The organism is Streptosporangium sp. NPDC087985, from assembly GCF_044741965.1.
GTDB lineage: Bacteria > Actinomycetota > Actinomycetes > Streptosporangiales > Streptosporangiaceae > Streptosporangium.
The window spans coordinates 380,505-403,842 of record NZ_JBIUTQ010000003.1 but is presented as its reverse complement, the minus strand read 5'-3'; the positions used below and the strand labels follow the sequence as shown (position 1 = coordinate 403,842).

At 70.4% G+C, this 23,338-nt stretch carries 23 protein-coding genes; 8 read left to right on the top strand and 15 right to left on the bottom strand.

The window, feature by feature from the left end; translation table 11 throughout:
* Nucleotides 1-17: 17 nt before the first annotated feature.
* The 7 genes from ACIN94_RS10675 to ACIN94_RS10645 all read right to left on the bottom strand — a co-directional run bounded on the left by ACIN94_RS10675 (nt 18) and on the right by ACIN94_RS10645 (nt 5,549).
* Nucleotides 18-1,214: a sensor histidine kinase gene (locus ACIN94_RS10675; RefSeq protein ID WP_400702721.1), complete on the bottom strand. Its 1,197-nt coding sequence runs from the start codon at nt 1,212-1,214 to the stop codon at nt 18-20.
* 69 nt (nt 1,215-1,283) lie between these two features.
* On the bottom strand, nt 1,284-1,712 hold the full coding sequence (locus ACIN94_RS10670) for an HIT family protein (RefSeq protein ID WP_400702718.1): 429 nt from the start codon (nt 1,710-1,712) through the stop codon (nt 1,284-1,286).
* Between the two features lie 72 nt (nt 1,713-1,784).
* Nucleotides 1,785-2,945 (bottom strand): acyl-CoA dehydrogenase family protein, encoded by a 1,161-nt coding sequence (locus ACIN94_RS10665; RefSeq protein ID WP_400702715.1) that lies wholly within the window; start codon nt 2,943-2,945, stop codon nt 1,785-1,787.
* Nucleotides 2,946-3,033: 88 nt separating this feature from the next.
* Nucleotides 3,034-3,552: a MaoC family dehydratase gene (locus ACIN94_RS10660; protein WP_400702712.1), complete on the bottom strand. Its 519-nt coding sequence runs from the start codon at nt 3,550-3,552 to the stop codon at nt 3,034-3,036.
* Between the two features lie 189 nt (nt 3,553-3,741).
* The gene (locus tag ACIN94_RS10655) at nt 3,742-4,200 is read right to left on the bottom strand and encodes a VOC family protein (protein ID WP_400702709.1); all 459 of its coding nucleotides are present in this window, start codon (nt 4,198-4,200) and stop codon (nt 3,742-3,744) included.
* Nucleotides 4,201-4,494: 294 nt separating this feature from the next.
* On the bottom strand, nt 4,495-5,151 hold the full coding sequence (locus tag ACIN94_RS10650) for a DUF3618 domain-containing protein (protein WP_400702706.1): 657 nt from the start codon (nt 5,149-5,151) through the stop codon (nt 4,495-4,497).
* Nucleotides 5,148-5,549 (bottom strand): phage holin family protein, encoded by a 402-nt coding sequence (locus ACIN94_RS10645; protein WP_400702703.1) that lies wholly within the window; start codon nt 5,547-5,549, stop codon nt 5,148-5,150. The genes ACIN94_RS10650 and ACIN94_RS10645 overlap by 4 nt, the downstream gene beginning before the upstream one ends.
* Nucleotides 5,550-5,890: 341 nt before the next feature.
* Here ACIN94_RS10645 and ACIN94_RS10640 point away from each other — a divergent pair, with 341 nt between their 5' ends.
* On the top strand, nt 5,891-6,307 hold the full coding sequence (locus tag ACIN94_RS10640; RefSeq protein WP_400702700.1) for an SDR family oxidoreductase: 417 nt from the start codon (nt 5,891-5,893) through the stop codon (nt 6,305-6,307).
* A gap of 189 nt (nt 6,308-6,496) precedes the next feature.
* Here the strand turns inward: ACIN94_RS10640 and ACIN94_RS10635 are convergent, their stop codons facing one another.
* The 3 genes from ACIN94_RS10635 to ACIN94_RS10625 all read right to left on the bottom strand — a co-directional run bounded on the left by ACIN94_RS10635 (nt 6,497) and on the right by ACIN94_RS10625 (nt 9,359).
* Nucleotides 6,497-6,628 (bottom strand): hypothetical protein, encoded by a 132-nt coding sequence (locus tag ACIN94_RS10635; protein WP_400702697.1) that lies wholly within the window; start codon nt 6,626-6,628, stop codon nt 6,497-6,499.
* A 214-nt stretch (nt 6,629-6,842) separates the two neighbouring features.
* Nucleotides 6,843-8,789: an ABC1 kinase family protein gene (locus ACIN94_RS10630; protein ID WP_400702694.1), complete on the bottom strand. Its 1,947-nt coding sequence runs from the start codon at nt 8,787-8,789 to the stop codon at nt 6,843-6,845.
* 48 nt (nt 8,790-8,837) lie between these two features.
* On the bottom strand, nt 8,838-9,359 hold the full coding sequence (locus tag ACIN94_RS10625) for a GNAT family N-acetyltransferase (protein ID WP_400702691.1): 522 nt from the start codon (nt 9,357-9,359) through the stop codon (nt 8,838-8,840).
* 144 nt (nt 9,360-9,503) lie between these two features.
* On the opposite strand from ACIN94_RS10625, the gene ACIN94_RS10620 reads away from it, so the two are divergent.
* Nucleotides 9,504-10,961 carry an NERD domain-containing protein gene (locus ACIN94_RS10620; RefSeq protein ID WP_400702688.1) on the top strand — a complete coding sequence of 486 codons (1,458 nt, stop codon included), beginning with the start codon at nt 9,504-9,506 and terminating at the stop codon, nt 10,959-10,961.
* A gap of 43 nt (nt 10,962-11,004) precedes the next feature.
* Here the strand turns inward: ACIN94_RS10620 and ACIN94_RS10615 are convergent, their stop codons facing one another.
* Complete coding sequence (locus ACIN94_RS10615) at nt 11,005-11,943, bottom strand: diacylglycerol/lipid kinase family protein (RefSeq protein WP_400702685.1); 939 nt, start codon at nt 11,941-11,943, stop codon at nt 11,005-11,007.
* A gap of 53 nt (nt 11,944-11,996) precedes the next feature.
* On the bottom strand, nt 11,997-13,670 hold the full coding sequence (gene ctaD / locus ACIN94_RS10610) for a cytochrome c oxidase subunit I (RefSeq protein ID WP_400702682.1): 1,674 nt from the start codon (nt 13,668-13,670) through the stop codon (nt 11,997-11,999).
* Nucleotides 13,671-13,943: 273 nt separating this feature from the next.
* Between ctaD and ACIN94_RS10605 the strand changes: the two genes are divergently transcribed.
* The 6 genes from ACIN94_RS10605 to ACIN94_RS10580 all read left to right on the top strand — a co-directional run bounded on the left by ACIN94_RS10605 (nt 13,944) and on the right by ACIN94_RS10580 (nt 19,853).
* Nucleotides 13,944-15,305 carry an FAD-binding oxidoreductase gene (locus tag ACIN94_RS10605; protein WP_400702679.1) on the top strand — a complete coding sequence of 454 codons (1,362 nt, stop codon included), beginning with the start codon at nt 13,944-13,946 and terminating at the stop codon, nt 15,303-15,305.
* A 102-nt stretch (nt 15,306-15,407) separates the two neighbouring features.
* Nucleotides 15,408-17,189, top strand: coding sequence for a serine/threonine protein kinase (locus tag ACIN94_RS10600; RefSeq protein WP_400702676.1), 1,782 nt, complete (start codon nt 15,408-15,410; stop codon nt 17,187-17,189).
* Between the two features lie 169 nt (nt 17,190-17,358).
* A complete protein-coding gene (locus ACIN94_RS10595; RefSeq protein ID WP_400702673.1) occupies nt 17,359-18,171 on the top strand; it encodes an enoyl-CoA hydratase-related protein in 813 nt (270 codons plus the stop codon).
* A 142-nt stretch (nt 18,172-18,313) separates the two neighbouring features.
* Nucleotides 18,314-18,520, top strand: coding sequence for a hypothetical protein (locus ACIN94_RS10590; RefSeq protein WP_400702670.1), 207 nt, complete (start codon nt 18,314-18,316; stop codon nt 18,518-18,520).
* 153 nt (nt 18,521-18,673) lie between these two features.
* The gene (locus tag ACIN94_RS10585) at nt 18,674-19,525 is read left to right on the top strand and encodes a helix-turn-helix domain-containing protein (RefSeq protein ID WP_400702667.1); all 852 of its coding nucleotides are present in this window, start codon (nt 18,674-18,676) and stop codon (nt 19,523-19,525) included.
* 67 nt (nt 19,526-19,592) lie between these two features.
* Nucleotides 19,593-19,853: a hypothetical protein gene (locus tag ACIN94_RS10580; RefSeq protein ID WP_400702664.1), complete on the top strand. Its 261-nt coding sequence runs from the start codon at nt 19,593-19,595 to the stop codon at nt 19,851-19,853.
* Nucleotides 19,854-19,856: 3 nt separating this feature from the next.
* Here ACIN94_RS10580 and ACIN94_RS10575 read toward each other — a convergent pair whose 3' ends face one another.
* The 3 genes from ACIN94_RS10575 to ACIN94_RS10565 all read right to left on the bottom strand — a co-directional run bounded on the left by ACIN94_RS10575 (nt 19,857) and on the right by ACIN94_RS10565 (nt 23,298).
* A complete protein-coding gene (locus ACIN94_RS10575; protein WP_400702661.1) occupies nt 19,857-20,489 on the bottom strand; it encodes a TetR/AcrR family transcriptional regulator in 633 nt (210 codons plus the stop codon).
* A 206-nt stretch (nt 20,490-20,695) separates the two neighbouring features.
* Nucleotides 20,696-22,210, bottom strand: a complete 1,515-nt coding sequence (locus tag ACIN94_RS10570) for a phytoene desaturase family protein (protein WP_400702658.1) — start codon at nt 22,208-22,210, stop codon at nt 20,696-20,698.
* 191 nt (nt 22,211-22,401) lie between these two features.
* Nucleotides 22,402-23,298, bottom strand: a complete 897-nt coding sequence (locus ACIN94_RS10565; RefSeq protein WP_400702655.1) for a LysR family transcriptional regulator — start codon at nt 23,296-23,298, stop codon at nt 22,402-22,404.
* Nucleotides 23,299-23,338 lie beyond the last annotated feature (40 nt).

Sequence of the window (23,338 nt, the reverse complement as noted above, 5' to 3'; positions counted from 1 at the left end):
GGCGTCGATCAGTACCGTCAGTGCGCGGAGACGCCCGAGCGATACTTCGGCAGGCGGACGCTGACCTTGGTCCCCGCTCCCTTACCGGTCTCGACCACCAGCCCGTACTCGTCGCCGTAGACCTGGCGCAGCCGTTCGTCCACGTTGGCCAGGCCCACTCCCCCGCCTCCGGAGCGCTCGTCGGCGTCGCCGGCCAGGATGCGGCGCAGGCGGTCGGGCTCCATGCCGACGCCGTCGTCCTCGACGCTGATCCGGCACTCGGCGCCCGCGTCCTCGGCGGTGATCGAGATGCGCCCGGTACCGGTCTTGCTCTCCAGACCGTGCTGGACGGCGTTCTCCACCAGCGGCTGCAGGCACAGGAACGGCACGGCGACCGGGAGCACCTCCGGGGCGATCCGCAGCGTCACGTGGAGCTGGTCGCCGAAACGGGCGCGCTCCAGGGTGAGGTAGCGGTCGATGGAGCGCAGTTCCTCGGCCAGCGTGGTGAACTCGCCGTGCCTCCGGAAGGAGTAGCGGGTGAAGTCGGCGAAGTCCAGCAGCAGTTCGCGAGACCGGTCGGGGTCGGAGCGGACGAAGCTCGCGATGGTCGTGAGCGAGTTGTAGATGAAGTGCGGAGAGATCTGCGCGCGTAGCGCCCGGACCTCGGCCTCCATCAGCCTCGTCCGGGACCGGTCGAGTTCGGCCAGTTCCAGTTGGGAGTCCACCCAGCTCGCGACCTCGTGGGTGGCCCGCACCAGGCCCGCCGAGGCGTGCCCGCCGTAGGCGGCCAGCGAGCCGACCACCCGGCCGTCGGTGGTCAGCGGCACCACGACCGCGAACCTGATCGGGCACTCGGGCAGATCGCACGAGACGACTTCGGGGCCGAGGACCTGGGTCCGGCCACCCGCGAGGGTCTTGGCGGCATGGGTGAACGCCTCCCTGGCGTGATGGTCGCCCTCACCGTCATAGACCAGCAGCCGTTCCTCGTCGGTGATCGCCAGCGCCGGGGAGCCGAGCAGCTCCCGCAGATACCGGGAGGCCTTCTGGGTGCCGGCCTCGGTCAGCCCGGCCCGTAGCGGCGGTGCGGCGAGCGAGGCGGTGTGCAGGGTCTCGAACGTGGCCCGCTCGGCCGGGCTGGTGCCCAGCTCCCGCCTGCCGCGTAGCACTCGCCACAGGACCAGGGCGGGGACACCCACCAGGGCGGCGATCAGCAGCAGGGTGACAAGGGGTTCCACGTCCCGGACCCTATCCGTCCAGATCCGCGGGCGTCTCCTCGACGGACTGGACCCCGGAGGCTCGGTGGCTCAGCGGTCGGGTCCGAGGGCCGCGCGGATGCGGAGGGCGTAGGCCTCGGCCTCGGCGGGGTCGCCGTAGGTGGTGCGGGGCCAGAAGAAGCCGCGCAGGCCGTCCTTGTGGTTGCGGGGGACGACGTGGACGTGCAGGTGCGGGACGCTCTGGCTGATCCGGTTGTTCATCGCGACGAACGTGCCGCCTGCCTCCAGGCCCTGCTCGACGGCGGCGGCGACGGACCGGACCCGTTCGAAGAAGGGGCCGACCGCCGGCACCGGCAGGTCGGGGAGCGTCTCCACGTGGGTCCTGGGCGCCACCAGGACATGCCCTTTGAAGACCGGCCGCGTGTCCAGGAAGGCCACGGCCACACCGTCGGAGAGCACCACGTGGCCTGGCCGCTCCCCCGCCCCGATGGCACAGAACAGGCATTCCCCGGCTGACATCACCTCAGGATAGGAGACTGCGGCCGGCGCGGACGGATCGCCTCGTCGGCCGTCCGTCCCTGGCCTGACCTCTCACCAGCCCACCTTGGCGGTGCCGGAGATGAGGGACCTGGCGATGACCATCCGCTGGACGTCGTTGGTGCCCTCGCCGATGGCCATCAGAGGCGCGTCGCGGTAGAGGCGTTCGATGACGAACTCCTGGGAGTAGCCGTAGCCGCCGTGGATCCGCATGGCCTCCAGGGTGGTCCGCAGCGCGACCTCCGAGGCGAAGTACTTGGCCATGGCGGCCTCGGAGTTCACCGCGCCGCTCTCCGAACGGGTCGCCGCCCAGTAGGTGAGCAGCCTGGCCGCCTGGATGTCGGTGGCCATGTCGGCGAGTTTGAGCTGGATGGCCTGGAAGCCGGCGATGGGCCGGCCGAAGGCGTGGCGCTCGCGCGAGTAGTTCAGCGCGGCGTCGTAGGCGCACTGGGAGACGCCGACCGCGCGGGCGGCGATGTTGACCCGGCCGAGTTCCAGCGCCGACAGTGCCTGCTGCATGCCCTGCCCCTCGACCTCGCCGAGCAGCCGGGACACCGGGACGCGGACGTCCTCCAGCACGATCTCGCAGGTCTCGGGGCCCTTGTAGCCGAGCTTGGGCAGGTCCCGGCTGACGGTGTAGCCCGGGGTGCCGGCCTCGACCAGGATGATGGACATGCCGCGGTGGGCGGGCTCGGTGACGGAGGTCTTCACCAGGACGGGCATCGGGTCGGCGTGGCGGGCGTTGGTGATCCACGTCTTGGTGCCGTTGATCACGTAGTGGCCGCCGTCGCGGACCGCCCGGGTCTGGATGCCCTGCAGGTCGGTGCCGGCGGCGGGCTCGGTCAGCGCGATGCCGGTACGGCGGGCGCCGGTGGCCAGGTCCGGGAGGTAGGCCTCACGCTGCTCCTCGGTGCCGTGCTGGGCGATCATCCAGGAGGCCAGCGAATGGGAGCCGAGCACCCCGGCCACGCCCATCCACCCGCGTGCGATCTCCTCGAAGACCAGCGCGAACGACACCCGGTCCAGTGCCAGCCCGCCGTACTCCTCGGGGATCGTCATCCCGAACAGCCCCATCTCCCTGAGCCGCTCGACGATCTCGGTGGGGTAGCGGCCCTCCCGTTCCCACTCCGCGGCGACCGGCACGATCTCCTTGTCCACGAACTCCCTGAGGGTCCGGCGGAAGAGCTGCTGCTCGTCGTTCAGCTCGAAGTCCATCGCGGGGTCCTTTCGAACACGGTGAGCGGGCGGCCGCCGGATCGGAGGAGGCCGAGGTCGCGACCGGCGACCGGCCGGGACGCGGCTGTCATGTCGTCAGCGGCCCGGTCTTGGCCTGCGGGAAGTACCCCTTGTCGTGTGGGGCGTCGCGGCGGTAGACCATCACCGAGCGACGCCAGGACATGATCTCGTCACCGTCCTGGTTGAGGCCGCGCGTGCGGCAGGTGACGATCCCGGCGTAGGGCCGCGACCTGGACTCCCGTCTGTCCACCACGATCGACTCGGCGTAGATGGTGTCACCCAGGAACACCGGGTGGGTCAGCTTGATCTCGTCCCAGCCGAGGTTCATCAGCGCGGTCTGGCTGACGTCCATCACCGAGAGGCCGAGCACGATCGCCACGGTCAGTCCCGAGTTGACGATGATCTTTCCGACCGGGGCGCGTTCGGCGAAGTGGGCGTTGAAGTGGTTCTGGTTGGTGTTCATCGTCAGCAGGGTGAACCAGGTGTTGTCGGCCTCGCTGATCGTGCGGCCGAGCGGGTGCTGGTAGACGTCGCCGACGACGAAGTCCTCGTAGTACCGGCCGAGGCCGGGTCCGTGTACGGTCACGGATCTCTCCTGAGCGATGGGATCTTGACGTTAAGGGTGTGATGTTTTGATGGTCACTGGGCAGGCGTGGTCGTTTCCAGGCGAGCACCGGAGCGAGATGGCCAAGCATGGCCGGTACGGTGCCGTGGGAACGGGAACGGCGTTCACGCTGAGCGGCATACCCGAGATCGCGAGGAGAAGACCGGCTGTTCAACCCCGTTCGAGACCGGGGAGGGGACCGGAACGGTAGAGCCTCTCGTGGCCGGCCGGGGCGGCGTGGATCTCGTCGTCGGGGGCGTAGAGACGGAGCTGGATGCCGTCGGGGTCGAGGAAGCCCAGGGCGTGACCGGCGGAGGCCTTGATGACCGGGCTGTGCGGGACGCCGAGGGCGTCAAGGTGGGCGATCCAGTCGTCGAGACCCTCCCTGCTGGTCTGGAGGGCGAAGGGATCGGCGCCGGAAAGGGCACCGGCGAGGCCGGGATTCTCGCGGAGGGCGAGCTGGAGGCCGGCGCCGGGGAAGTCGAAGGCCATTCCCCTGACAACGCCGTCGTCATCTTCGAACTTGGTGCGCAGTACGAGACCGAAGACCCGCTCGTACCAGGAGCGGCTCCTGTCCAGGTCGGTCACCCAGATCTTGAGATGGTGGACACCGCTCACCGCAGCATTCATGACGATCTCCTTGCCGAGTCCACCGTCGTGGTGACGGTCCTGGTGAAGCGGTAGTCGCAGAACCTCTCGCGGGACTTCTCACGGTTGAGGCGGCGTTCGGTGGATGGGCGGGCACCCCGCCGCGATGACCTCGCAGACGTTCGACGGAAGGGGTTCACGGCCATTACCTAATGGTTTCACGGCAGTTCCGTGGAAGGAAGATCCCGGACAAGCGGAAAGGAGGGGGTCCGCCGCTTGCCCGGGAAGCGGTCAGATTACCCCGACCGCCCGCCGGGCCGCGCCTGACAGGGGCCCCTACTTCTTCTTGCCCCGCCTCATCGCGCGGAAGACGATGAGGATGAGCGCGGCCACCACCACGAAGGCCGCGACAGGCCGCCTGGCTGCCTGGGCCTTGGCCTTCTCCGCCGCCTCCTTGAGGTCGGCTGGGGTTACATCCCTCACCCGGTCCACGACCTCGGGGGCGGCCCCCTTCACCCGTTCCACCATCTCGGCGGCGGTGCCGACGGTGGCCACCCCCACCCGGCGGAGGTCCTCGCCCACCTGGCTGGCCGTCTCCTGGACGCGGCCCTTCACATCGGTTTTATGCATCAAAGCCTCCACCGTGTCACCCAGTTCACGACGGTCGTTCTCGATGTCCCGCCGTACGGATTCGCGGCTCGTCCTGTCGGTTTTCGTCGTGCCGTGGGCCTGCCGGCCACCGCCGATGTCGCCGGTAACGGTGCCGGCGGCAGTGGTCCGGTCCACCCGCCGGGGCGTCCCCTCGCTCTCGGACGGCGGGACGCCCAGGTCCGCGGCGGGTGTGCCGGCGACCACGTCCGGCGCGTTCGGCGGGATGTTCAGCGATTCGCGCTCGTCCGGTGTCACCGGCTCGCCGACCTCTTTCCTGCGAGAACCGGTGGTCCCGGCGTCCCCGCTCTCGCGGTCGGGCCTGCCCGGGTCGGTCTCGGTCATCGGTGCACCCTCTCCTTCACCGCGTCGATGTCGTGCTTGAGGCTCTCGATGGTCCGCTCGGGGGCCGGTGGCCCGACTTCGGCGACCTGACGCCTGCCCAGGAACCCGAGAACGGCGGCCACGATCAGGAGGACGACACCCACGATCGCCGCGGCGGCCCAGGCGGGCATCACCAGGGCGAGAAGCAGAATCACGGCGGCCACCAGAGAGCCACCCCCGTACAGGGCGACGACCCCTGCGCCGCCGAACAGTCCCGCACCGATCCCCGCGTGCCTGCCCTTCTCGGTGAGTTCCAGCTTGGCCAGGCGGAGCTCGTCCCTGACGAGGCGTGAGACATCCTCCGACATCTGCCTGATCAGTTCGGCCGTGGACAGACCGTCCTTGGTATTACCAGTCATGGCGTGCCTCCTCCCTGCGGGTTCCTCCATGAGAAGGCGTCTACCCTCACCTGCCAGGGCAAACCCCCCGCTCGGAGGCGATGATCGCGGGCGGCGGCACGCTCTCGCCCACGTCCTTCGGGCGCTGCGCCGCGGGGGTCGGCGATCCCTCTCGAAAAGGCCGGAGGCACGGGGTGTCGCCGTGGCACGCGGCACGGCAAACTACTCCCCGATTCTCTCCATCGGCGCCGAAAGCCCGGGGGCGCCCGAGCTCATGATCGACGCGGAACCGGGTAGGGGCGCGGGAACGCCCCCGCCCATCGGCTCCCCGACGCCGTCCATGGATCTTCCCAGAGGTGGACATGACCAAGAACATCGTCGTCACCGGCGGCACCCGGGGCATCGGCCTCGGCCTGGCCAGGGCGTTCCTGGAGCGCGGCCACCGGGTGGCGGTGTGCGGCAACCGTACGTCGTCGGCGGAGAAGGCCACGGCCGAGCTGGGCGTCCTGGCACTGGCCGCCGACGTCAGCGACCGGAACCAGGTCCAGGCGCTGTGGGACGCGGCCGCCGCAGAGTTCGGGCGGGTGGACATCTGGATCAACAACGCCGGGATCTCCCATAGCCGGATGCCGCTGTGGGAGTTGCCTGAGGCGGAGATGCGGGCGGTCGTCGACGTGAACGTGGCCGGTGTGCTGAATGGTACGGCGGTGGCACTGGCCGGAATGGCCGCCCAGGGTTCCGGCCATGTCTGGAACACGGAGCCCACGTCCGCTGGCTGACCCCAGGAAAGATCATGCGCCGGTTCGCTGCCACCCCGTTCAGCAGGCGTGACGTCTTCGGCGAGGAGGACGGCGCGAGCCCGAGGTGATCGCAGCGCCCGCGGGCACGGCCGTGGAGCCGGCCCTCTCCGGGAGAGGCGTACCAGGCGCGGTCACGGGGAACCCTGTCCGGCGGAAGCGGCCCCGGGGTCAGCCGGGCAGCGGTTCCAGCATCCGGTGGGGACGGCGCAGGGCCCGGCTGGCCGGGTCCTCGCGGGTGGGGTCCGCGCTGGGGCCGGGCCGCACCTCGGTCTCCTCCAGCGCGGCGCGGCCGCCGCACACCGAACGCCACCCTCGCGCTCGCCTGCGCCGCGCCGCTGCTGGTGCTGATCAACTACACGGCCCCGATGGTCACGCTGCCCCAGGCGGCGCGGGCGCTCGGCTCGGGACCGACGGCGCCCTGCTGGTCTGCGCCGCGGTGGCGGCCGCGGCGGGCGGCGGAGTCCTGCTCCTCACCCGCCCCTCCTGACCCCGGCCCCTCAGCGCGGCGCGGGGGTCATCTGTCCTGCCGGAAGACGGTCACCAGCACCCGCAGCGCCAGGATCGCGCTGATCACCAGGAGGTTGTAGCCGATGAGCTGGTACAGGCCCACCCCGGGGGTGGGCTGGGGGCCGTTGTCGGTGCCGAGCAGCAGCACGGCCATGATGCCCGTGGTGGCCGCCAGCACGGTGATCAGCACCTGGTGGAGCAGCCCGGTGATGTGCCGCCGGTCGCGCTCGTCGGCGAACAGGCGCACGTTCAGGCTGAAGCGGCCGTGCTCGGCGGCGCCGGCGATCCGCTCGATCCGGCGGGGCAGGCGGCGCAGCATGGGCAGCAGGCTGAGCGCCTCCTGCTCGACCGCCTGCCGCAAGCGGGTGGGAGTGCTCTCCTCCTGGAGGTGACGGGCCGAGAACGCCCGCGCCTCGGCCATGATGTCGAATCCGGGAGCCAGCCAGGCGAGCGTGCCCTCGACGGTGGCCAGTGCCCGGAACACCGCGGCCACCTCGGGCGGGACGGACAGTCCGTGGGCGGAGACGATCCGGAACAGCCGGCCGAACATCTGCATGTCCGGGGCGACCCCGGTGACCACGTGCCTGGCCATGAACCGGCCGAGCTCGCGCTCCAGCTCGTTCTCGTCGATCTCGTCGGGCCGTGACACGACCTCCAGCAGCGCGTCGCTCACCCCGAGCGGGTCCCCCCGGTCCATCGCGCCCAGCAGGCGCTGCAGAGCGGCGCGCATCGCGCCGTCGAGCCGCCCCACCGAGCCGAAGTCGAGCAGCGCCAGCCGCCCGTCGGCCAGCAGCATGATGTTGCCCGGGTGTGGATCGGCATGGAACACGCCGTGCAGCATGATCTGGCGGAGCAGCGTGTCGAGCAGGGTCCTGGCGAGCTCCCGCCGGTCCCGCCCTTCCGGTACGGCGGAGCCGAGCGCGGCCCCCTTCAGGCGCTCCATGACGAGCACCCGCCGCCCGGAAAGCTCCGGGTACGGCACCGGCACGTGGACCGGCTCCCCCGCTGAGGCCGCTGCCACGGCGGCCATATTGGCGGTCTCGATCCGGAAGTCGAGCTCCTCGCGCAGTGCCTCGGCGAACCCCCTGGACAGATCGCCGACCCCGAACGCACGGCCCCACTGGGTGCGCCGCTCCAGCGTCCGGGCGAGGCGGGCGACGATGTCGAGGTCCTGCTCGACCACGGCGACGATCCCCGGGCGCTGGACCTTGACCACCACCTCCTCGCCCGTCTTCAGCCGGGCGCGGTAGACCTGCGCGATCGAGGCCGCGGCGAGCGGTTCCCGCTCGAAGTCCGCGAACGTCTCCGCCACCGGCCCGCCGAGCTCGGCCACCAGCACCGGCTCGATCTCCGCCCATGGCGCCGAGGTCACCCTGTCCTGCAGCAGCCGCAGCTCCTCGACGAACTCCACCGGCAGCAGGTCGCCCCGGGTGGACAGGATCTGCCCGAGCTTCACGAACGTGACCCCGGCGTCGTCGAGCGCCTCGCGCAGCGACCTGGCCAGCCGGACCCTGCTGGAGGACGCGCCCAGATCGGGGTCGCGGCCGCGCAGGTAGGGGCCGAGGCCGTGCCGTACGAGGATGCGGGTGATCTGCAGGTAGCGGCGGGAACGGACCATGCGGCCTCGCAGTCCCCTGACCAGCTCCACCGGCCCCGGCAGCGATCCCGGCGGCACCAGCGCCTCGGCGATCACCAGGAACACCATCCCGGCGAGCAACGTGCAGACCACGGCGAGGATGAGGAACCACAGCGGCGTGATGCTGGGGTCGTCCGGGTCCACCATGCCGATGAACGACCTCATGAGCGGTCCGGCGATCCCGAGGACGAGCGCTGCGGCCAGCAGCGTGCGGATGGTCCCGAAGCGCAGGTCGAGCAGCCGTCGCGCGATCAGCGTGAATCCGGCCACCGCCACCGCGATGGTGATCACCAGGATCCCGGCCATCAGAAGGTCCACCCGCATCCCACCTGTTCCGTCGGCAAAAGTGCTGGCGGACAGACTAGGTCATCCGTGCGGAAGCGTGTGGAGATGGACTTCCACCGTCTCGTCTCCCCCGTCCCAGGACGGCTCGGTGAGCAGCCTGGCCAGCGCGAACCCGCCCTTCTGCGCGACCCGGCAGGAAGCGGGGTTCTCCGCCACGTGCCGAAGATCCAGCCGGGACAGGTCGAGGCAGGCGAACGCCCACCGTGCGACCGCGCCCACCGCGTGGCCGGCCACGCCCCGGCCGCGTGCCCCGGCCAGGATCCAGTAGCCGACCTCCCCGACCCCGTCACCAGGGGTCCTGAGCCTGATGTGCCCCAGTACCTTGCCGGTCGTCGCGTCCGTGATCGCGAACGAGGCCGACGAGCCGTCCGCCCATCCCGCGATCCGATCGGCGATCCACGTCTTCTCGTCGGGCTCTTTTGGGGTGCGGGGCGCCCACCGGCGGATCTCCGGGTCACGCAGCGCCTCCGCCACCACCTCGGCGTCGGCCGGGCACCACGGCCGGAGGTGGAGCCTTCCTGCGGTGATCTCCATGGGTTCCATGTCGGCCGAGCGTACCCGCCGCCGGTCCATCGGCGGATCCAGGGCTCACTGCCCGGAATCGCATCATGATCGTAGATACTCGGGCACGTCAGAGTGGCGGAAAAGTAGAGATACACGAGAGCATGAGACCCTTGCCCTACTTCGATGCACAGTGAGAAGGGCGGCATTCGGGAGATGGCACAGATCGTCGGTGGCGGACGCCCGGTCAACGACGCCGAGCGACGGGTCATCGCCCATCTGCGGGACAACGCGCCCAGCGACTGGTTGCTGCTGCACAACATCGAGGTGCCGCGCGGTGACGATACCTTCGAGGTCGACGTCATCGTCCTGACCGGCCACTCGCTCTGCGTCATCGACGTCAAGGGCACGCGCGGCCGGATCGAGGTCTCCGGAGCGCGCTGGTTCCCCGCACGGCGGGACGCGTTCCGCTCCCCGGTGGCCAAGCTCCGCGGCACCGGGCGCGCGCTCAAGGGGCTGCTCACCCAGGAACGCCGCGAGCTGGAGCGGGTCTACGTCGACAGCGTCGTCGTGCTGACCGGCCCGGACGCCGAGCTGGTCGACCCGGCCGGCCGCGACTCGCGACACGTCACCGACCTGCGCGGCCTGATCGGCACGCTGAGCAACGTCTCACGTGTCAGGCGCGGCTACACCCCGGACGCGACGCCGTACCGTACCTCGATCCTGGAGGCTCTGAACGGCAGCGTGCGGCGCTCCACCGCCCCGCCCCGGTTCGGCAACTGGGAGGTGGAGGAGCAGCTCGGCGGCGACAACCGGGTCACCGAGTACCGGGCGATCAACGCGACGGTCCCGGGCAGCGAGACCGTCCTGCTGCGGGTGTACCGGGCCGACCCGCTGGCCGAGGAGGAACCCCGCGCGGCGGAGCGGCGGCTGATCACCAACGCCTACCAGTCCCTTACCCGGATCTCCCCGCACCCGTGCGTCGTGCGTTCTCGCGACTTCTTCGCGATCGACGACGAGAGCCGGTTCGTGCTGGTCCTCGACGACGTGCACGGCAAGGCGCTACATCTGCATCTGACCGCCTCCCGGCGTGGGCTGTCCACCGGCGCCATGCTCGACGTGATCGACGACATGCTGCTGGGCCTGGCGCACGTCCACGCCAACAACGTCATCCACCGGGCGCTCAGCCCGGCCTGCGTCCTGGTGACCGAGGACGGCAGGGCCATGCTGACCGGGTTCGACTACGCCAAGCCGGGCCCCCGGGCGCACACCGTGGCCAACGAACTCCCCAACGTCCTCGACACCCACTACGTGGCCCCCGAGTGCCAGGCCAGTCCTGAGCGGATGACGGCCGCGTCCGACGTGTACGCGGCCGGGGTGATCGCTTTCCGGCTGCTGGCCGGCGAGCTGCCCCCGGCGAGCCCGGACGCCGAGACCTCCGTGGACGGCGTTCCGGACGAGGTCATGGAACTGCTGCGGCGCATGCGTGACCACACACCCGCCAAGCGTCCGGACGCGGCGGAGGCCCTGGGCGCCCTGCGGCGGGCGCGCGAGGGGCTCACGGCGGAGCGGGAGCCCCTCACGGAGGAGCCCCCCATGCTCGACAGACTCCGGAACAGGCTCCGGCGTATGTCCGGCCGGTGACCGCCGGAGCCCGGTTCCGATCAGGACCCGTTGAAAAGCCGGGTCAGGAGTCGACGAAGTGGTCGGGGACCATCACGCGCAGGCCGTTGGGGACGGTCCGGATCGTGATGGGGGTCATCAGGCGGACCTCGCCGTCGACGTCGGCGGCCAGCGGGGGGTCGGTCTCCAGGTGCATCTCCCGGCCGACCACGAAGGGACCGCCCGCCAGGCTGCGCCAGCGGCCGCCGGTGGCGCGGACCATGGTCTCCACCAGCAGCCTCAGGCGCTTGCCTGAGCCGAGCTGGTAGGCGACCAGCCGCCCGTTGTCGATGCTGATGTCCTTGGCCACCTGCCAGCCGCCGTGGAAGCGGCCGTTGGTGATGTTGAGCTGGTGGGTGAGCAGCTCGTGGCGCCGGCCGTCCACCGTGATGAAGGCACGGAACGGCTGGTGACCCGGGAGCACCGTCAGGGCGGTGAGCGGATAGGCCGCACGGCCGAGGATGCGCTTGAACCAGGGCTTGACCTTGCCTGCCACCTCGACGGAGACGCCGAAGCTGGCCAGGTTGGCGAACTCCCGGTCACCGGCTATGCCCAGGTCGATGTCGGCGACCTTGCCGGTGCGGAACACCTGGATCGCACCGCGCAGGTCGAGCGGGAGGCCGAGGCTGCGGGCGAAGTTGTTGGTGGTTCCCAGGGGCAGAACGCCGAGGGCGACGTCGCGGTGGGCGACGTGCTTGACCGCGGCGCTGAGCGTGCCGTCGCCGCCGCCCACGACGAGCAGGTCGGGCCTGGCGTCCAGAGCCTCCTCCAGCGTGGCGCGCAGGCGCCGGGGGTCGTCCAGAGGGTACAGCCGGATCGGCTCGAAACCCCCGGCGCGGAGCATGCGGACCACCTCCGGGTAGAGGCGGCGGCCGCGGCGCGACCGCGTGTTGACCACCACGCAGAGCCGCCGCTCGGTCCGGATCGCCTCGGTGTGCTCGGCCTTGCTGCGAAGCTCTCCCACGCTGCCCTCTCCGATCGGGTTGTCCCTCGATCGTAGGGCCCGGGCCGGCCGGGTCAGATCTCCTCGGGGAGATCGGTCGGGTCGAGCTGGCGCGGCTGGTCCGCCACCCGGGGACGTTTCAGGTCGAAGGCCGGGCGCTCGGACCGGATACGCGGCAGCGAGACGAAGTTGTGCCGCGGCGGCGGGCAGGAGGTCGCCCACTCCAGGGAGTTACCGAAGCCCCACGGGTCGTTCAGGGTCACCCTCGGCGCGTGACGGGTGGTCCTCCACACGTTGTACAGGAACGGCAGCGTGGAGACGCCAAGGATGAAGGCGCCGATCGAGGAGACCATGTTGAGGTCGGTGAAACCGTCGATCGGACTGTAGTCGGCGTAACGACGCGGGAAACCATCCGCGCCGAGCCAGTGCTGGACCAGGAAGGTGGTGTGGAAGCCGATGAACAGCAACCAGAAGTGCACCTTGCCCAGGGTGTCGTTCAGCATCTTGCCCGTCATCTTCGGCCACCAGAAGTAGAAGCCCGCGAACATCGCGAACACCACGGTGCCGAAGACGACGTAGTGGAAGTGGGCCACCACGAAGTAGGTGTCGGTCACCTGGAAGTCGAGCGGCGGCGAAGCCAGGATGACACCGGTCAGCCCGCCCAGCAGGAAGGTGGCCAGGAAGCCGACGGCGAACAACATCGGCGATTCGAAGGACAGGTGCCCGCGCCACATGGTGCCGATCCAGTTGAAGAACTTCACCCCGGTCGGAACCGCGATGAGGAACGACATGAACGAGAAGAACGGCAGCAGCACCCGTCCGGTGGCGAACATGTGGTGCGCCCACACCGTGATCGACAGGCCCGCGATGGCGATGGTCGCCCCGACGAGACCGATGTAGCCGAAGATCGGCTTGCGGCTGAAGACCGGGATCACCTCGGTGACGATCCCGAAGAACGGCAGCGCGATGATGTAGACCTCGGGATGGCCGAAGAACCAGAACAGGTGCTGCCAGAGCAGCGCGCCCCCGGTCCGGGGCGCGAAGATCTGCGAGCCGAACCTGCGGTCGGCCTCCAGGGCCAGCAGGGCGGCGGCGAGCACCGGGAACGCGATCAGCACGAGCAGACCGGTCAGCAGCACGTTCCAGGTGAAGATCGGCATCCGGAACATGGTCATGCCCGGGGCGCGCATGCAGATGATCGTGGTGATGAAGTTGACCGAGCCGAGGATCGTGCCGAGCCCGGACATCACCAGACCGACGATCCACAGGTCGCCGCCGACCTGCGGGGAGAACGTCGCGACGGACAGGGGAGCATACCCCGTCCAGCCGAAGCTGGCGGCGCCTCCGGCGGTGGTGAAACCGCTGAGCACGATGAGCCCGCCGAACAGGAAAAGCCAGTAGCTGACCATGTTCAGACGCGGGAACGCCACGTCCGGCGCCCCGATCTGCAACGGCATGATCACGTTGGCGAACCCGGCGAACAACGGCGTGGCGAACAGCAGCAGCATCAGGGCGCCGTGCATGGTGAACAGCTCGTTGTACTGCTCGTTGTTGACGATCTGAAGCCCCGGCTGGGCGAGCTCCGCCCGGATGATCATGGCCATGATCCCGGCGATCAGGAAGAAGCCGAACGAAGTGATCAGATAGAGATATCCGATGACCTTGTGGTCGGTGGAGGACAGCCACGAGGCGAGCGTCGACCTCCTGCCGCGAGGCGCGATCCCAGGCTGCTGCCGCACAGTGGTCACAGCCGACTCCCTCCCGTTGGCAACAGCCGGATACGGCGGGACCCCTCACCCGTTCCACCCGTCCCCCCAATCACCCCCTTGCCCGGCTTCCGCCGGACGGACACCCCTCGCGGACCGCACCGGACATGCGCAGGGCTGTTCTTTCCGAGAAATTTCCTCTCCGCTCTCCGGGCGAGGAGCCGCCCCGCACTCCCGCGGCGCCGGCCAGCCGGTCCCGGCGTCAGATGGACGCTCCCGGACGGGGTTGCGGACCGCAGGCCGTAAAGTCCAATTGTGACCGCTATTGCCGAACTTGCTGCCGCGCTCGCACCGGAGAAGGTGCTGACGGATCCCGACGTGACCGACTCCTACGCGCGGGACCGGACCTTCCTCGAACCGGGTAAGCCGCTGGCCGTCGTGCTGGCCGAGACCCGGGACGACGTCGTCACCGTCCTCCGATGGGCGACCGAGCACCGGGTGCCGGTGGTACCCCGGGGTGCCGGAACGGGACTGGCGGGCGGGGCGACGGCCGTCGAGGGGTGTGTCGTCCTGGCGCTGCACAAGATGACGGCGATCAGGGAGCTCTCCCCCGCCGACGAGATCGCCGTGGTGGAGCCCGGCGTCATCACCGCGGATCTGGACCGGGCGGCCCGCGAGTACGGGCTCATGTACGCGCCCGACCCCTCCTCCTACGAGATCTCCACGATCGGCGGCAACCTGGCCACCAACGCGGGCGGCCTGCGATGCGTCAAGTACGGCGTGACCCGCGACTCCGCGCTGGGCCTGGAGGTCGTGCTGGCGGACGGGCGGATCCTGAACACCGGAAGACGCACGATGAAGGGCGTGACGGGCTACGACCTGACCGGACTGTTCATCGGCTCAGAGGGAACGCTCGGCGTGATCACGGCGGCCACCGTACGGCTGCGCCGGGCGCCCGCGGTCTACCCGGCGACGATCGCGGCCGAGTTCACCTCCCTCAGAGACGCGGCCTCCGCGGTCGCGGCGATCATCGCGGCGGGATGCCAGCCGTCACTGCTGGAGATGCTCGACCGGACCACCCTCAAGGCCATCGACGACTGGAAGAACATCGGGCTGGAGGAGCCCACCCAGGCGATGCTGATCGCGCAGTCGGACGCGGCGGACGGCCCCGCGGTCTCCGCACGCATGGCGGAGCTGTGCACCGCGAACGGCTCCCCCTTCGTGGCGGTGTCGTCATCCCCGCAGGAGGCCGAGGAACTGATCGGGGTGCGCCGGATGGCCTACCAGGCCAAGGAACGGCTCGGCACCTGCCTGGTAGAGGACGTGTGCGTGCCGCGCTCGGCACTGCCGTACATGATCGAGAAGATCGAGGCCATCGCGGCGAGGCACGGAGTACTGATCGCCACGGTGGCCCACGCCGGTGACGGCAACCTGCACCCCGTCTTCGTCTTCGACCGCGGCCTGTCCGAACCGCCGCCCGCCGTGTGGGCGGCCGCCGACGAGGTCTTCCGGGAGACCCTGGAGATGGGGGGCACGCTCACCGGCGAGCACGGCGTCGGGCTGCTGAAACGGCGCTGGCTCTCCCTGGAGGCCGGACCGGTGACCGAGGAGATCCACCACGGGATCAAGCGGGTCTTCGATCCGCTCGGCATCCTCAATCCCGGCAAGGCCATCTGAGGACGGTCCACTCACGCCACCCGAACAAATGAGACGAATTACGATAGATCATCCGCATCACCCCACGCACTGGTAGCGTTCTTCACCACATAACTCATCTTCATGCTCTGCCGGGGGGTCATCGTGGTGCAGCCGCTGTCGGCGGAGGATCCTCCGCGGCTGGGCCCGTTCGAACTGACCGGCAGGCTCGGGGAGGGCGGCCAGGGGGTCGTCTACCTGGGCCGCGGTCCGGCGGGCGAGCAGGTCGCCGTCAAGCTTCTCCACCACGGGCTGGCGGCCGATCCCGACGCCCGGGCACGGTTCCTGCGGGAGGTCTCGGTCGCCCAGCGGGTGGCCCGCTTCTGCACCGCCTCGGTACTCCACGCCGACCTCGCCGGCAGCCAGCCGTACATCGTGAGCGAGTACGTGCCGGGACCCTCCCTGCGCCAGCTGGTCGACAGGGAGGGTCCGCGGCGCGGCGCCGCGCTCGAACGGCTCGCGATCAGCACGGCCACCGCCCTGTCCGCGATCCATCGCGCGGGGATCCTGCACCGCGACTTCAAACCCGCCAACGTGCTGATGGGCCCCGAGGGGCCGGTGGTGATCGACTTCGGTATCGCCAGGGCGCTGGACTCCCCCGGGACGACCGCCACCGGGATGGCGATGGGGACACCGTCCTACCTCTCCCCCGAGCAGCTCAACGGGAACGAGGTGACGGCCGCGGCCGACGTGTTCGCCTGGGGCGTCACGATGGTCTTCGCCGCGACCGGGAAGCCCGCGTTCGGCGCGGACTCCATCGCCGTGGTGATGAACCGGATCCTGACCGTGGAGCCCGAGCTGGGCGGCCTGGAGGGGCAGCTCCGCGCCCTGGTCGCCGCGTGCCTGTCCAAGGATCCGTCGCTGCGCCCCACCGCCGAGGAGCTCGTCAGCCATCTGATGGGCGCGACGCTTGTCTCGCCGGCGCGGCAGCAGGCTCCCTCGGCCACCCCGCCACCCCAGTTCTCACCCGCAGCCCCGCCCGCCGCCCCGGCGCAGAGGGGACGGAGGCCGCGGTGGCCGATCGGGCTGCTGCTGGCCGGAACGGCCGTGCTGGGCGTGGCGGCGGGGACGGTGGTGGTCATGCAGAACAGCGAGGAGGCCGCGGCGAGCCGGCCCGTAGACTCGGCGTCTCCCTCCCCGGAGGCCGACGAGCCGGGTCCCGCGCTCACTCCGGACCACCCGCCCTCGGTGTCGAAGTCCCCCAAGCCCAGGACGAGCCCTTCGCCGGCCGTCCAGGTCACGGTCGCACCGGTCTCCCCACCGGCTGTCAGGCCGGCACAACGGCCGACCTCCCACCCGACCCCCCAGCCGACCAGAAAGGCAGCCGGGGATTCCGGGGACGGCGGCACCACGCCGGACGAGACCGCATCACAGAAGCCGTCGGTGATCGAGCCGGCGGACGATGGCCGGTCGTCACCGACGTCGAAGCCCGCCGCCACCACCGCCGCCCCCACGTCGAAGCCCGCCGCCACCACCGCCGCCCCCACGTCGAAGCCCGCCGCCACCACCGCCGCCAAACCGCCGGCCTCACCACCGAAACCGAACACCTACACCGCGACCGGCGTCTGCGGCGCGGGCTTCCGGGTGATCGGCTCCAAGGCCCTCGGCACCTCCGCGACCGTCTACCTGCTCTACAGCTCCGGGGCGGGCAAGAACTGCGTCGTCACCATGGCCACGTACATCGCCCCCGCGAAGGTCCAGATGAACGCGACGCTCCAGGTGCAGGGCGGCTCGTCGGGGAGCGATCCGGGCGCCTTCACCGCGTACGCGGGCCCCGTAAAGCTCGCCGCCGCCAAGAAGTGCGTCATGTGGGGCGGCACGTACGGCTCGCTGTCCTGGAAGAGCGACTGGAGCCACTGCGGCTGACCCGTCCTCCCCGGCCGTGTCCGCTTCCGGCAGCCGCCCGGCGGGTCCGCCCCGACGGGGGCGGACCCGCTGGGATTCTCCTCTCGGCGGGTATGGTGTCCGCGCTGACCGTGGAGCCGGGCCGGTAGGCCGAGGCGGGCGCCGTACCGGCCGTAACAGAGGAGAAGGTTTGAACACCAACGGGAGCCGACCTGTGGAACGCCTGGTGCACAAGGAGGTGTCCGGTGGGGTCGCGACGATCACGCTGGACTCCCCGCGTAACCGGAACGCGCTGTCCGTGCGGCTGCTGGGAGACCTGGAGGAGCGGCTCACCTGGGCGCTCGCCGAGGAGAGCGTGCGGGTGATCGTGCTCACCGGGACCGGGCCGGTGTTCTGCGCCGGCGCGGACCTCAAGGAGCAGCGGGCCGAACCGGGTGACGCGCACGGGGCACCGGTGACCGCCTCGTTCCCGGAGATCATGAATCTGATCTGGGAGAGCCCCAAGCCGGTCGTCTGCCGGTTGAACGGCACCGCGCGTGCCGGGGGGCTGGGCCTGGTGGCGGCCTGTGACTTCGCGATCGCGCCGGACACGGCGTCATTCGCGTTCACCGAGGTACGGCTCGGCGTGGTCCCCGCGATGATCTCGGTGACCGTGCTGCGGCGGCTGGACCCCCGGGCCGCGTCCGAATACCTGCTCACCGGTGAGGTCTTCGACGCCGCCCGCGCGCAGGAGATCGGCCTGCTCACCCGGGCCGTCCCCGAGACGGCCCTGGACAGCACGGTCGCCCACTACACGGACATGCTGCTGCGTGGCGGGCCGGAGTCGCTGGCGATCACCAAGAAGCTTGTGCGGGCCGTGCCCACGCTGAGCGTCGAGGAGGGCATGCGCCAGATGGCCGAGCTGTCAGCCCGGCGTTTCACCTCCGCCGAGGGCCAGGAGGGCATCGCCTCCTTCATGGAGAAACGGCCCGCGTCCTGGATCCCCCGTCCCGAGACCGATTAATGCCGCACATCCCGGATCAGCCTCTCCTCTATCGGGTGGGCGAAATATGCGCATTTTAGTGATTGAAACCTCCCTGTAACCTTCCGAACTCTAGGATTGCTCGCAATTGCACCATGAGGCTGGCTCGGGGAAGGGATCAGTCATGCGTTTACGGTTTCTTGGCTCCACATCGGAGGCGGGCGCCTGCCCCTCTCTCTACGAGACCGACCGCGGCACCATCGTCGTCCAGGGCCTCCACGTCACCGACGCCGAAGCCCTGGCCGACCTCCGCCACGTTCTGGACGGTGAGACCGCCATCGAGGTGCCCAGAGAACTTCTCGCGGATATCGCCCGCAGGGTGCTTCCGTAAGTATTGATCACGATTGGGGAGACTCCTCTGGCAGGATCCGCTCGCCCGGGTCTAACCTCATGCGCACCATGCGGGAGGTTCCGTGAGCGCGTGGAGTGAGTGGATCGGCAGGCACGGCGGCGCCCTGCCCCCAGGGTTGGCGAAGGAGATCGGGTGAGTGGGTTCCAGCAGGTCCGGACCGACCTTGGTGCGCAGCTCAGGCACCTGCGCGAGGCGGCCCAGCTGTCCGGCAAGGAACTGGCCGAGCGGCTGAAGTGGCAGGCCTCGAAGGTCTCCCGGATCGAGAACGCCCGCCAGACCGCCACCGAGGACGACGTCACCCAGTGGGGGCGGGCCGTGCAGGCCGCCCCCGAGATCATCGAGGAGCTGGTCGAGCAGGCCTCGGGACTGCTGGAGCGACAGGACTCCTGGCGGCAACGGCACCGTAGCGGGCTGGCCGCACTCCAGGAGGACATCCGCGACCTGGAGACGCGGACCGGGCTGTTCCGGGTCTTCGAGCCGGGGGTGGTCATCGGGTTGTTGCAGACCACCGAGTACGCCCGGAGCATCTTCACCCGGATCAAGCGTCTCTACAACGCGCCCGACGAGATCGACGCCGCCATCCAGGTGCGCATGCAACGCCAGCAGATCCTCTACGACCAGAGCAAGAAGTTCCGGTTCATCATGCCCGAGGCCGTGCTGCGCTACCGCCTGGCCCCACTGGACGTGATGCGCGGCCAGCTCGATCGGCTGCTCGCCGTGACCGCCCTCCCCAACGTGGAGTTCGGTGTGGTCCCCTTCGAGGCCCCTCTCCCCGCCGCGCTGCTCAACGGCTTCTGGATCTATGACGGCGACCATGTCGCGGTGCCGACGAGGACCCGTGACCTGATCCTGCGCGACCCGGAGGACATCACCTTCTACGAGCGGGCCTTCGACGAGTTCCACGAGGTCGCGGCCTTCCGGGAGGAGGCCAGATCGGTGATCGTCCGGGTGCTGGAGGATTTCGCGAAACAATCCTCGGATTAATCCTCGCAATTGCTTGATTACCCCCCCAAGATCGTGCAATTCTCTGTTGGGACGGAGGTGACGCACGATGCTGGACACGCTGTCTTGCCTGGAGAGGTTCGCCACTGCAACACGGTTGCATGCCGACCTGTCCGTGCAGAGGATGTCATTCGGGGACCCCGCCTACGTGTGCGTCCGCAATCGCTTCAGCGACACGCTGATCGAGACCGTGACCTGCTCCCAGGACGGCGGCTTCATCACCTCGTGGGGCTACCGGCTCGGCAACGCCGACAACATCGAGAACGCCGCCGCCCGCCTGGCCTATCTGCTCGCCGCGCTACCTTCCTGAGCCTCAGGCGGAGAAGATCGCGGGGTCGAGGCCGACCTCGCGGGCGGCGGCGACCCGGGCGTGGTGCAGGAGCCGGGAGCGGGACATGTTGCCGGCGTGCAGGGTGTAACGGACCACCAGGCCGTCGAGCATGCCGTCGATCCGCTCGGCCGCTCCCTGGGGGTCGTCGCAGACGAACTCGCCCCCGCTCACGCCCTCCGCGATCACCTCGGCGAGAATCTCGATCCAGGAGCCCTCCAGCTCCAGCAGGATGGCCCGGACGTGCGCCTCGCGCACCCCGACGGCCCAGGCGTCGAGCCAGAGAATCCAGCTCTGGTCGGATCGGGACGCCGGGATGTAGAAGCGCAGGACGCGATCCAGCCGCTCGACGGCGGTTCCCGGGGCCGCGGCGATCTCCCTCAGCCGCCGGACCTCCGACTCGCTGGTGCTGCGGAGCATCTCGGTGATGAGATCGTCCTTGGTGGCGAAGTGGTAGTGGATCAGCCCACCACTCACGTTGGTCGCCTTGGCGATATCCGCGACGCGGGTGCTGGCCAGCCCCCGCTCGAGCACGACCCGCCTGGTGGCTTCGAGCAGCTCCGCGCGACGCTGATCGGCCTGGTCTGCGCGGCTGCCGCGCGCCCCTCCGTTTTGCACTGCGCAAGACTACAGCAGTGCGGCCCGACGGCCCCCTGTTACTGACTGTTCATTCAGTCAGTAACTTGCTCCCGCCGCGGCTGGGACCACCCGGCATCCGATGGTGCCGTTGACGCCGGCGGGGAGAGCCGGGCAGGACGTGCGCGCACTGCCCCACGCCGACGCAGAGGGCCGCCGTCGCGATGACCGTGACCACCCGGCTCATCTCAGGTCAGTAGGGCCATGGCGGCGTTGTGGCCGGGGATGCCGCTGACGCCGCCGCCGCGCCGGGCGCCCGCGCCGCAGAGCAGGACGCGCTCGAAGGCGGTCTCCACACCCCACTCCCCCGGCTCGCCGAACGGCCAGGACAGGTCCCGGTGGAAGATGTGGCCGCCGGGCAGGCCCGCCTCGTTCTCCAGGTCGACCGGGGTCTTGGCCTCCAGGCAGAGGCTCCCGTCGGGGGCGCGCAGCAGGCAGTCCTCGATCGGCTCGGCGAGCACCCGGTTGATCGAGGCGAGCGTGGCCTCCAGCGCGGCCTTCCGCGCTCCGGCGGGGTCCTCGCGGAACAGCCGGGCGGGCATGTGGAGGCCGAACAGGGTCATCGTCTGGGCGCCGGCGGCGCGCAGGCCGGGGCCGAGGATGGACGGGTCGGTCAACGAGTGACAGTAGACCTCGGCCGGGGGCAGCTCCGGGATCCGTCCTGCCGACGCCTCCGCGTAGGCGCGGGCGAGTTGGTCGCGGCCCTCGTTGATGTGGAAGGTGCCGCTGAAGGCCGCCACGGGGTCCACGTCGGCGTCCCTGAGCCGGGGCAACCTGGACAGCACCATGTTCACCTTGAGCTGGGCACCCTCAGACGCGGGCTCGTCCGCGCCGAGCAGGCGGCCGAGCACGGCGGGCGGCACGTTGGCCAGGATCCGCTCGCCCCGGACCACGTGCTCCCCGTCCGCGTCCCGGAACGTGACCTCGCCCGAAGGATCGACGGCGACGACCTCGGCACCGGTCAGGATCTCGGCTCCGGCCGCGCGCGCGGCGTCGGCGAGACCGCCGGAGACCGCGCCCATGCCGCCGACGGGGACGTTCCAGTCGCCGGTCCCGTCCCCGATCACGTGGTAGAGCAGACAGCGGTTGGCCAGCAGGTCCGGGTCGTGGGGGTCGGCGAAGGTGCCGATCAGGGCATCGGTGAGCACCACGCCGCGCACGGTGTCGTCGGCGAACCGCTCGTCCACGACCTCGCCGATCGGCCGCTCGAACAGCTCCCGCCACGCCTCGTCGCCGACGAGGTCACGCATCGCGCCGCGGTCCATCAGGGGTTCCAGCAGGGTCGGCGCGATCCGCCCGGCCACCTCGGCGGTCATCGCGTAGAAGCGCCGCCAGGCCGCGAGATCGGCCGTTCCCCCGGTGACCCGGGTGAAGGAGGCGGCGGTACGGCCGGCGTCGCCGTTGTCCACCAGCAGGCCGGTGTCCCCGGCGGGGGTGTAGGAGGCGTAGCGGCGGCGGCGCAGCTCGACCTTGAGCCCGAGGTCGGCCACGATCTTGGCCGGCAGCAGGCTGACCAGGTAGGAGTAGCGCGAGAGACGGGCGTCGACGCCGGGGAACGCCTGCGCCGACACGGCGAGGCCGCCCACGTGGCCGAGTCGTTCCAGGACGAGGACCCTGCGGCCCGCGCCGGCGAGATAGGCGGCGGCGACCAGGCCGTTGTGGCCGCCTCCGGCGATCACAACGTCATAGCGGGAACGGAACACGAGACATCCCGGGGTCAGGCGGAGAGGTGGCGGGGTGAGGAAGGCTCGCGCCGGTCAGAGACCGGTCTGCCAGTGCGGCTCGGGGCGGAGCACACTCGACACGTCAATCGACACCATGCCACGCACCATATAGCGAAGACGACAAATCGGTCCATGGTCTTTCCGGCACCGCTCCGGCCCGGCGCACCCGCTCACTCACGGGCCGCGGCCAGGGTGATCTTCAGGAGGGTGGCGGCGGGACCGGTGGGAGTCCGGCCCCTGCGCCAGACGGCGCGCAGGCGTCGGTCGAGGTCGATATCCCGGGTGCTCACCTCGGCAAGCCGTCCGGTGGCCAGCTCGGCCTCCACCGCGTAACCGCTGAGCACGGCCGGAGCCGCCCCCTCGCGGGCGGCGCCCATGACAGCGGCGTTGGAACCGAGCTCCAGCCGGGGAGCGGCGACCACGTGGCCGGTCAGCGCGAGGTCCAGGGTCTCGCGGGTGCCGGAGCCGCGCTCGCGGACCACCAGCGGGGTGGCGGCGAGTTCGGCGGACAGCAGCGCGGTACGGCGACGCGCCCACGGGTGGCCCGGAGCCACCACCACGACGAGCCGGTCGGTGGCCACCACCCGGGAGGTCAGGCCGGGCGGGATCGAAGGCCCCTCCACGAACCCGAGCTCGATCCCGCCGCTGACCAGCCTGGCCACCTCGGCGGAGTTCTGCACGTCCAGGCCGACCTGGATCTGGGGCTCCCTGTTCTGCAGCTCTCCCAGCCAGCGCGGCAGCAGGTATTCGGCCACGGTCATGCTGGCCGCGATGCGCAGATGAGCCGCCCTGCCGCGCCGTACCGCCTCCGCTCCGCGCATGAGTTCCTCGGCCGCCGCCAGCGCCTGTGCCGCCCAGGCCGAGACCATCACCCCCTGCGGGGTGAGGGTGGAGCCGCGCGGGGTGCGCTCCAGCAGAGGCAGCCCGAGGCGGCGTTCCAGTAGCGCGATCCGCTTACTCGCCGACGGCTGGGCGATTCCCGCCGCCCGGGCCGCCTGGCTGAGGCTGCCCAGGCGGTCCACGTCGACGAGCAACCGCAGGGATCCGAGATCGGGCAGCTCACTCATAGCCCTAGGCTATGACCTTCCAGGGAGATGACGGTTACCG

What these genes read in the sequence shown, in the direction of transcription:
- ACIN94_RS10670 (WP_400702718.1), bottom strand. Translation starts at nt 1,712, where the DNA reads ATGTCAGCCGGGGAATGCCTGTTCTGTGCCATCGGGGCGGGGGAGCGG.
- ACIN94_RS10625 (WP_400702691.1), bottom strand. Translation starts at nt 9,359, where the DNA reads ATGGAACCCATGGAGATCACCGCAGGAAGGCTCCACCTCCGGCCGTGG.
- ACIN94_RS10655 (WP_400702709.1), bottom strand. Translation starts at nt 4,200, where the DNA reads ATGAATGCTGCGGTGAGCGGTGTCCACCATCTCAAGATCTGGGTGACC.
- ACIN94_RS10640 (WP_400702700.1), top strand. Translation starts at nt 5,891, where the DNA reads ATGACCAAGAACATCGTCGTCACCGGCGGCACCCGGGGCATCGGCCTC.
- ACIN94_RS10590 (WP_400702670.1), top strand. Translation starts at nt 18,314, where the DNA reads ATGCGTTTACGGTTTCTTGGCTCCACATCGGAGGCGGGCGCCTGCCCC.
- ACIN94_RS10580 (WP_400702664.1), top strand. Translation starts at nt 19,593, where the DNA reads ATGCTGGACACGCTGTCTTGCCTGGAGAGGTTCGCCACTGCAACACGG.
- ACIN94_RS10645 (WP_400702703.1), bottom strand. Translation starts at nt 5,549, where the DNA reads ATGACTGGTAATACCAAGGACGGTCTGTCCACGGCCGAACTGATCAGG.
- ACIN94_RS10665 (WP_400702715.1), bottom strand. Translation starts at nt 2,945, where the DNA reads ATGGACTTCGAGCTGAACGACGAGCAGCAGCTCTTCCGCCGGACCCTC.
- ACIN94_RS10565 (WP_400702655.1), bottom strand. Translation starts at nt 23,298, where the DNA reads ATGAGTGAGCTGCCCGATCTCGGATCCCTGCGGTTGCTCGTCGACGTG.
- ACIN94_RS10620 (WP_400702688.1), top strand. Translation starts at nt 9,504, where the DNA reads ATGCACAGTGAGAAGGGCGGCATTCGGGAGATGGCACAGATCGTCGGT.
- ACIN94_RS10600 (WP_400702676.1), top strand. Translation starts at nt 15,408, where the DNA reads ATGCTCTGCCGGGGGGTCATCGTGGTGCAGCCGCTGTCGGCGGAGGAT.
- ACIN94_RS10650 (WP_400702706.1), bottom strand. Translation starts at nt 5,151, where the DNA reads ATGACCGAGACCGACCCGGGCAGGCCCGACCGCGAGAGCGGGGACGCC.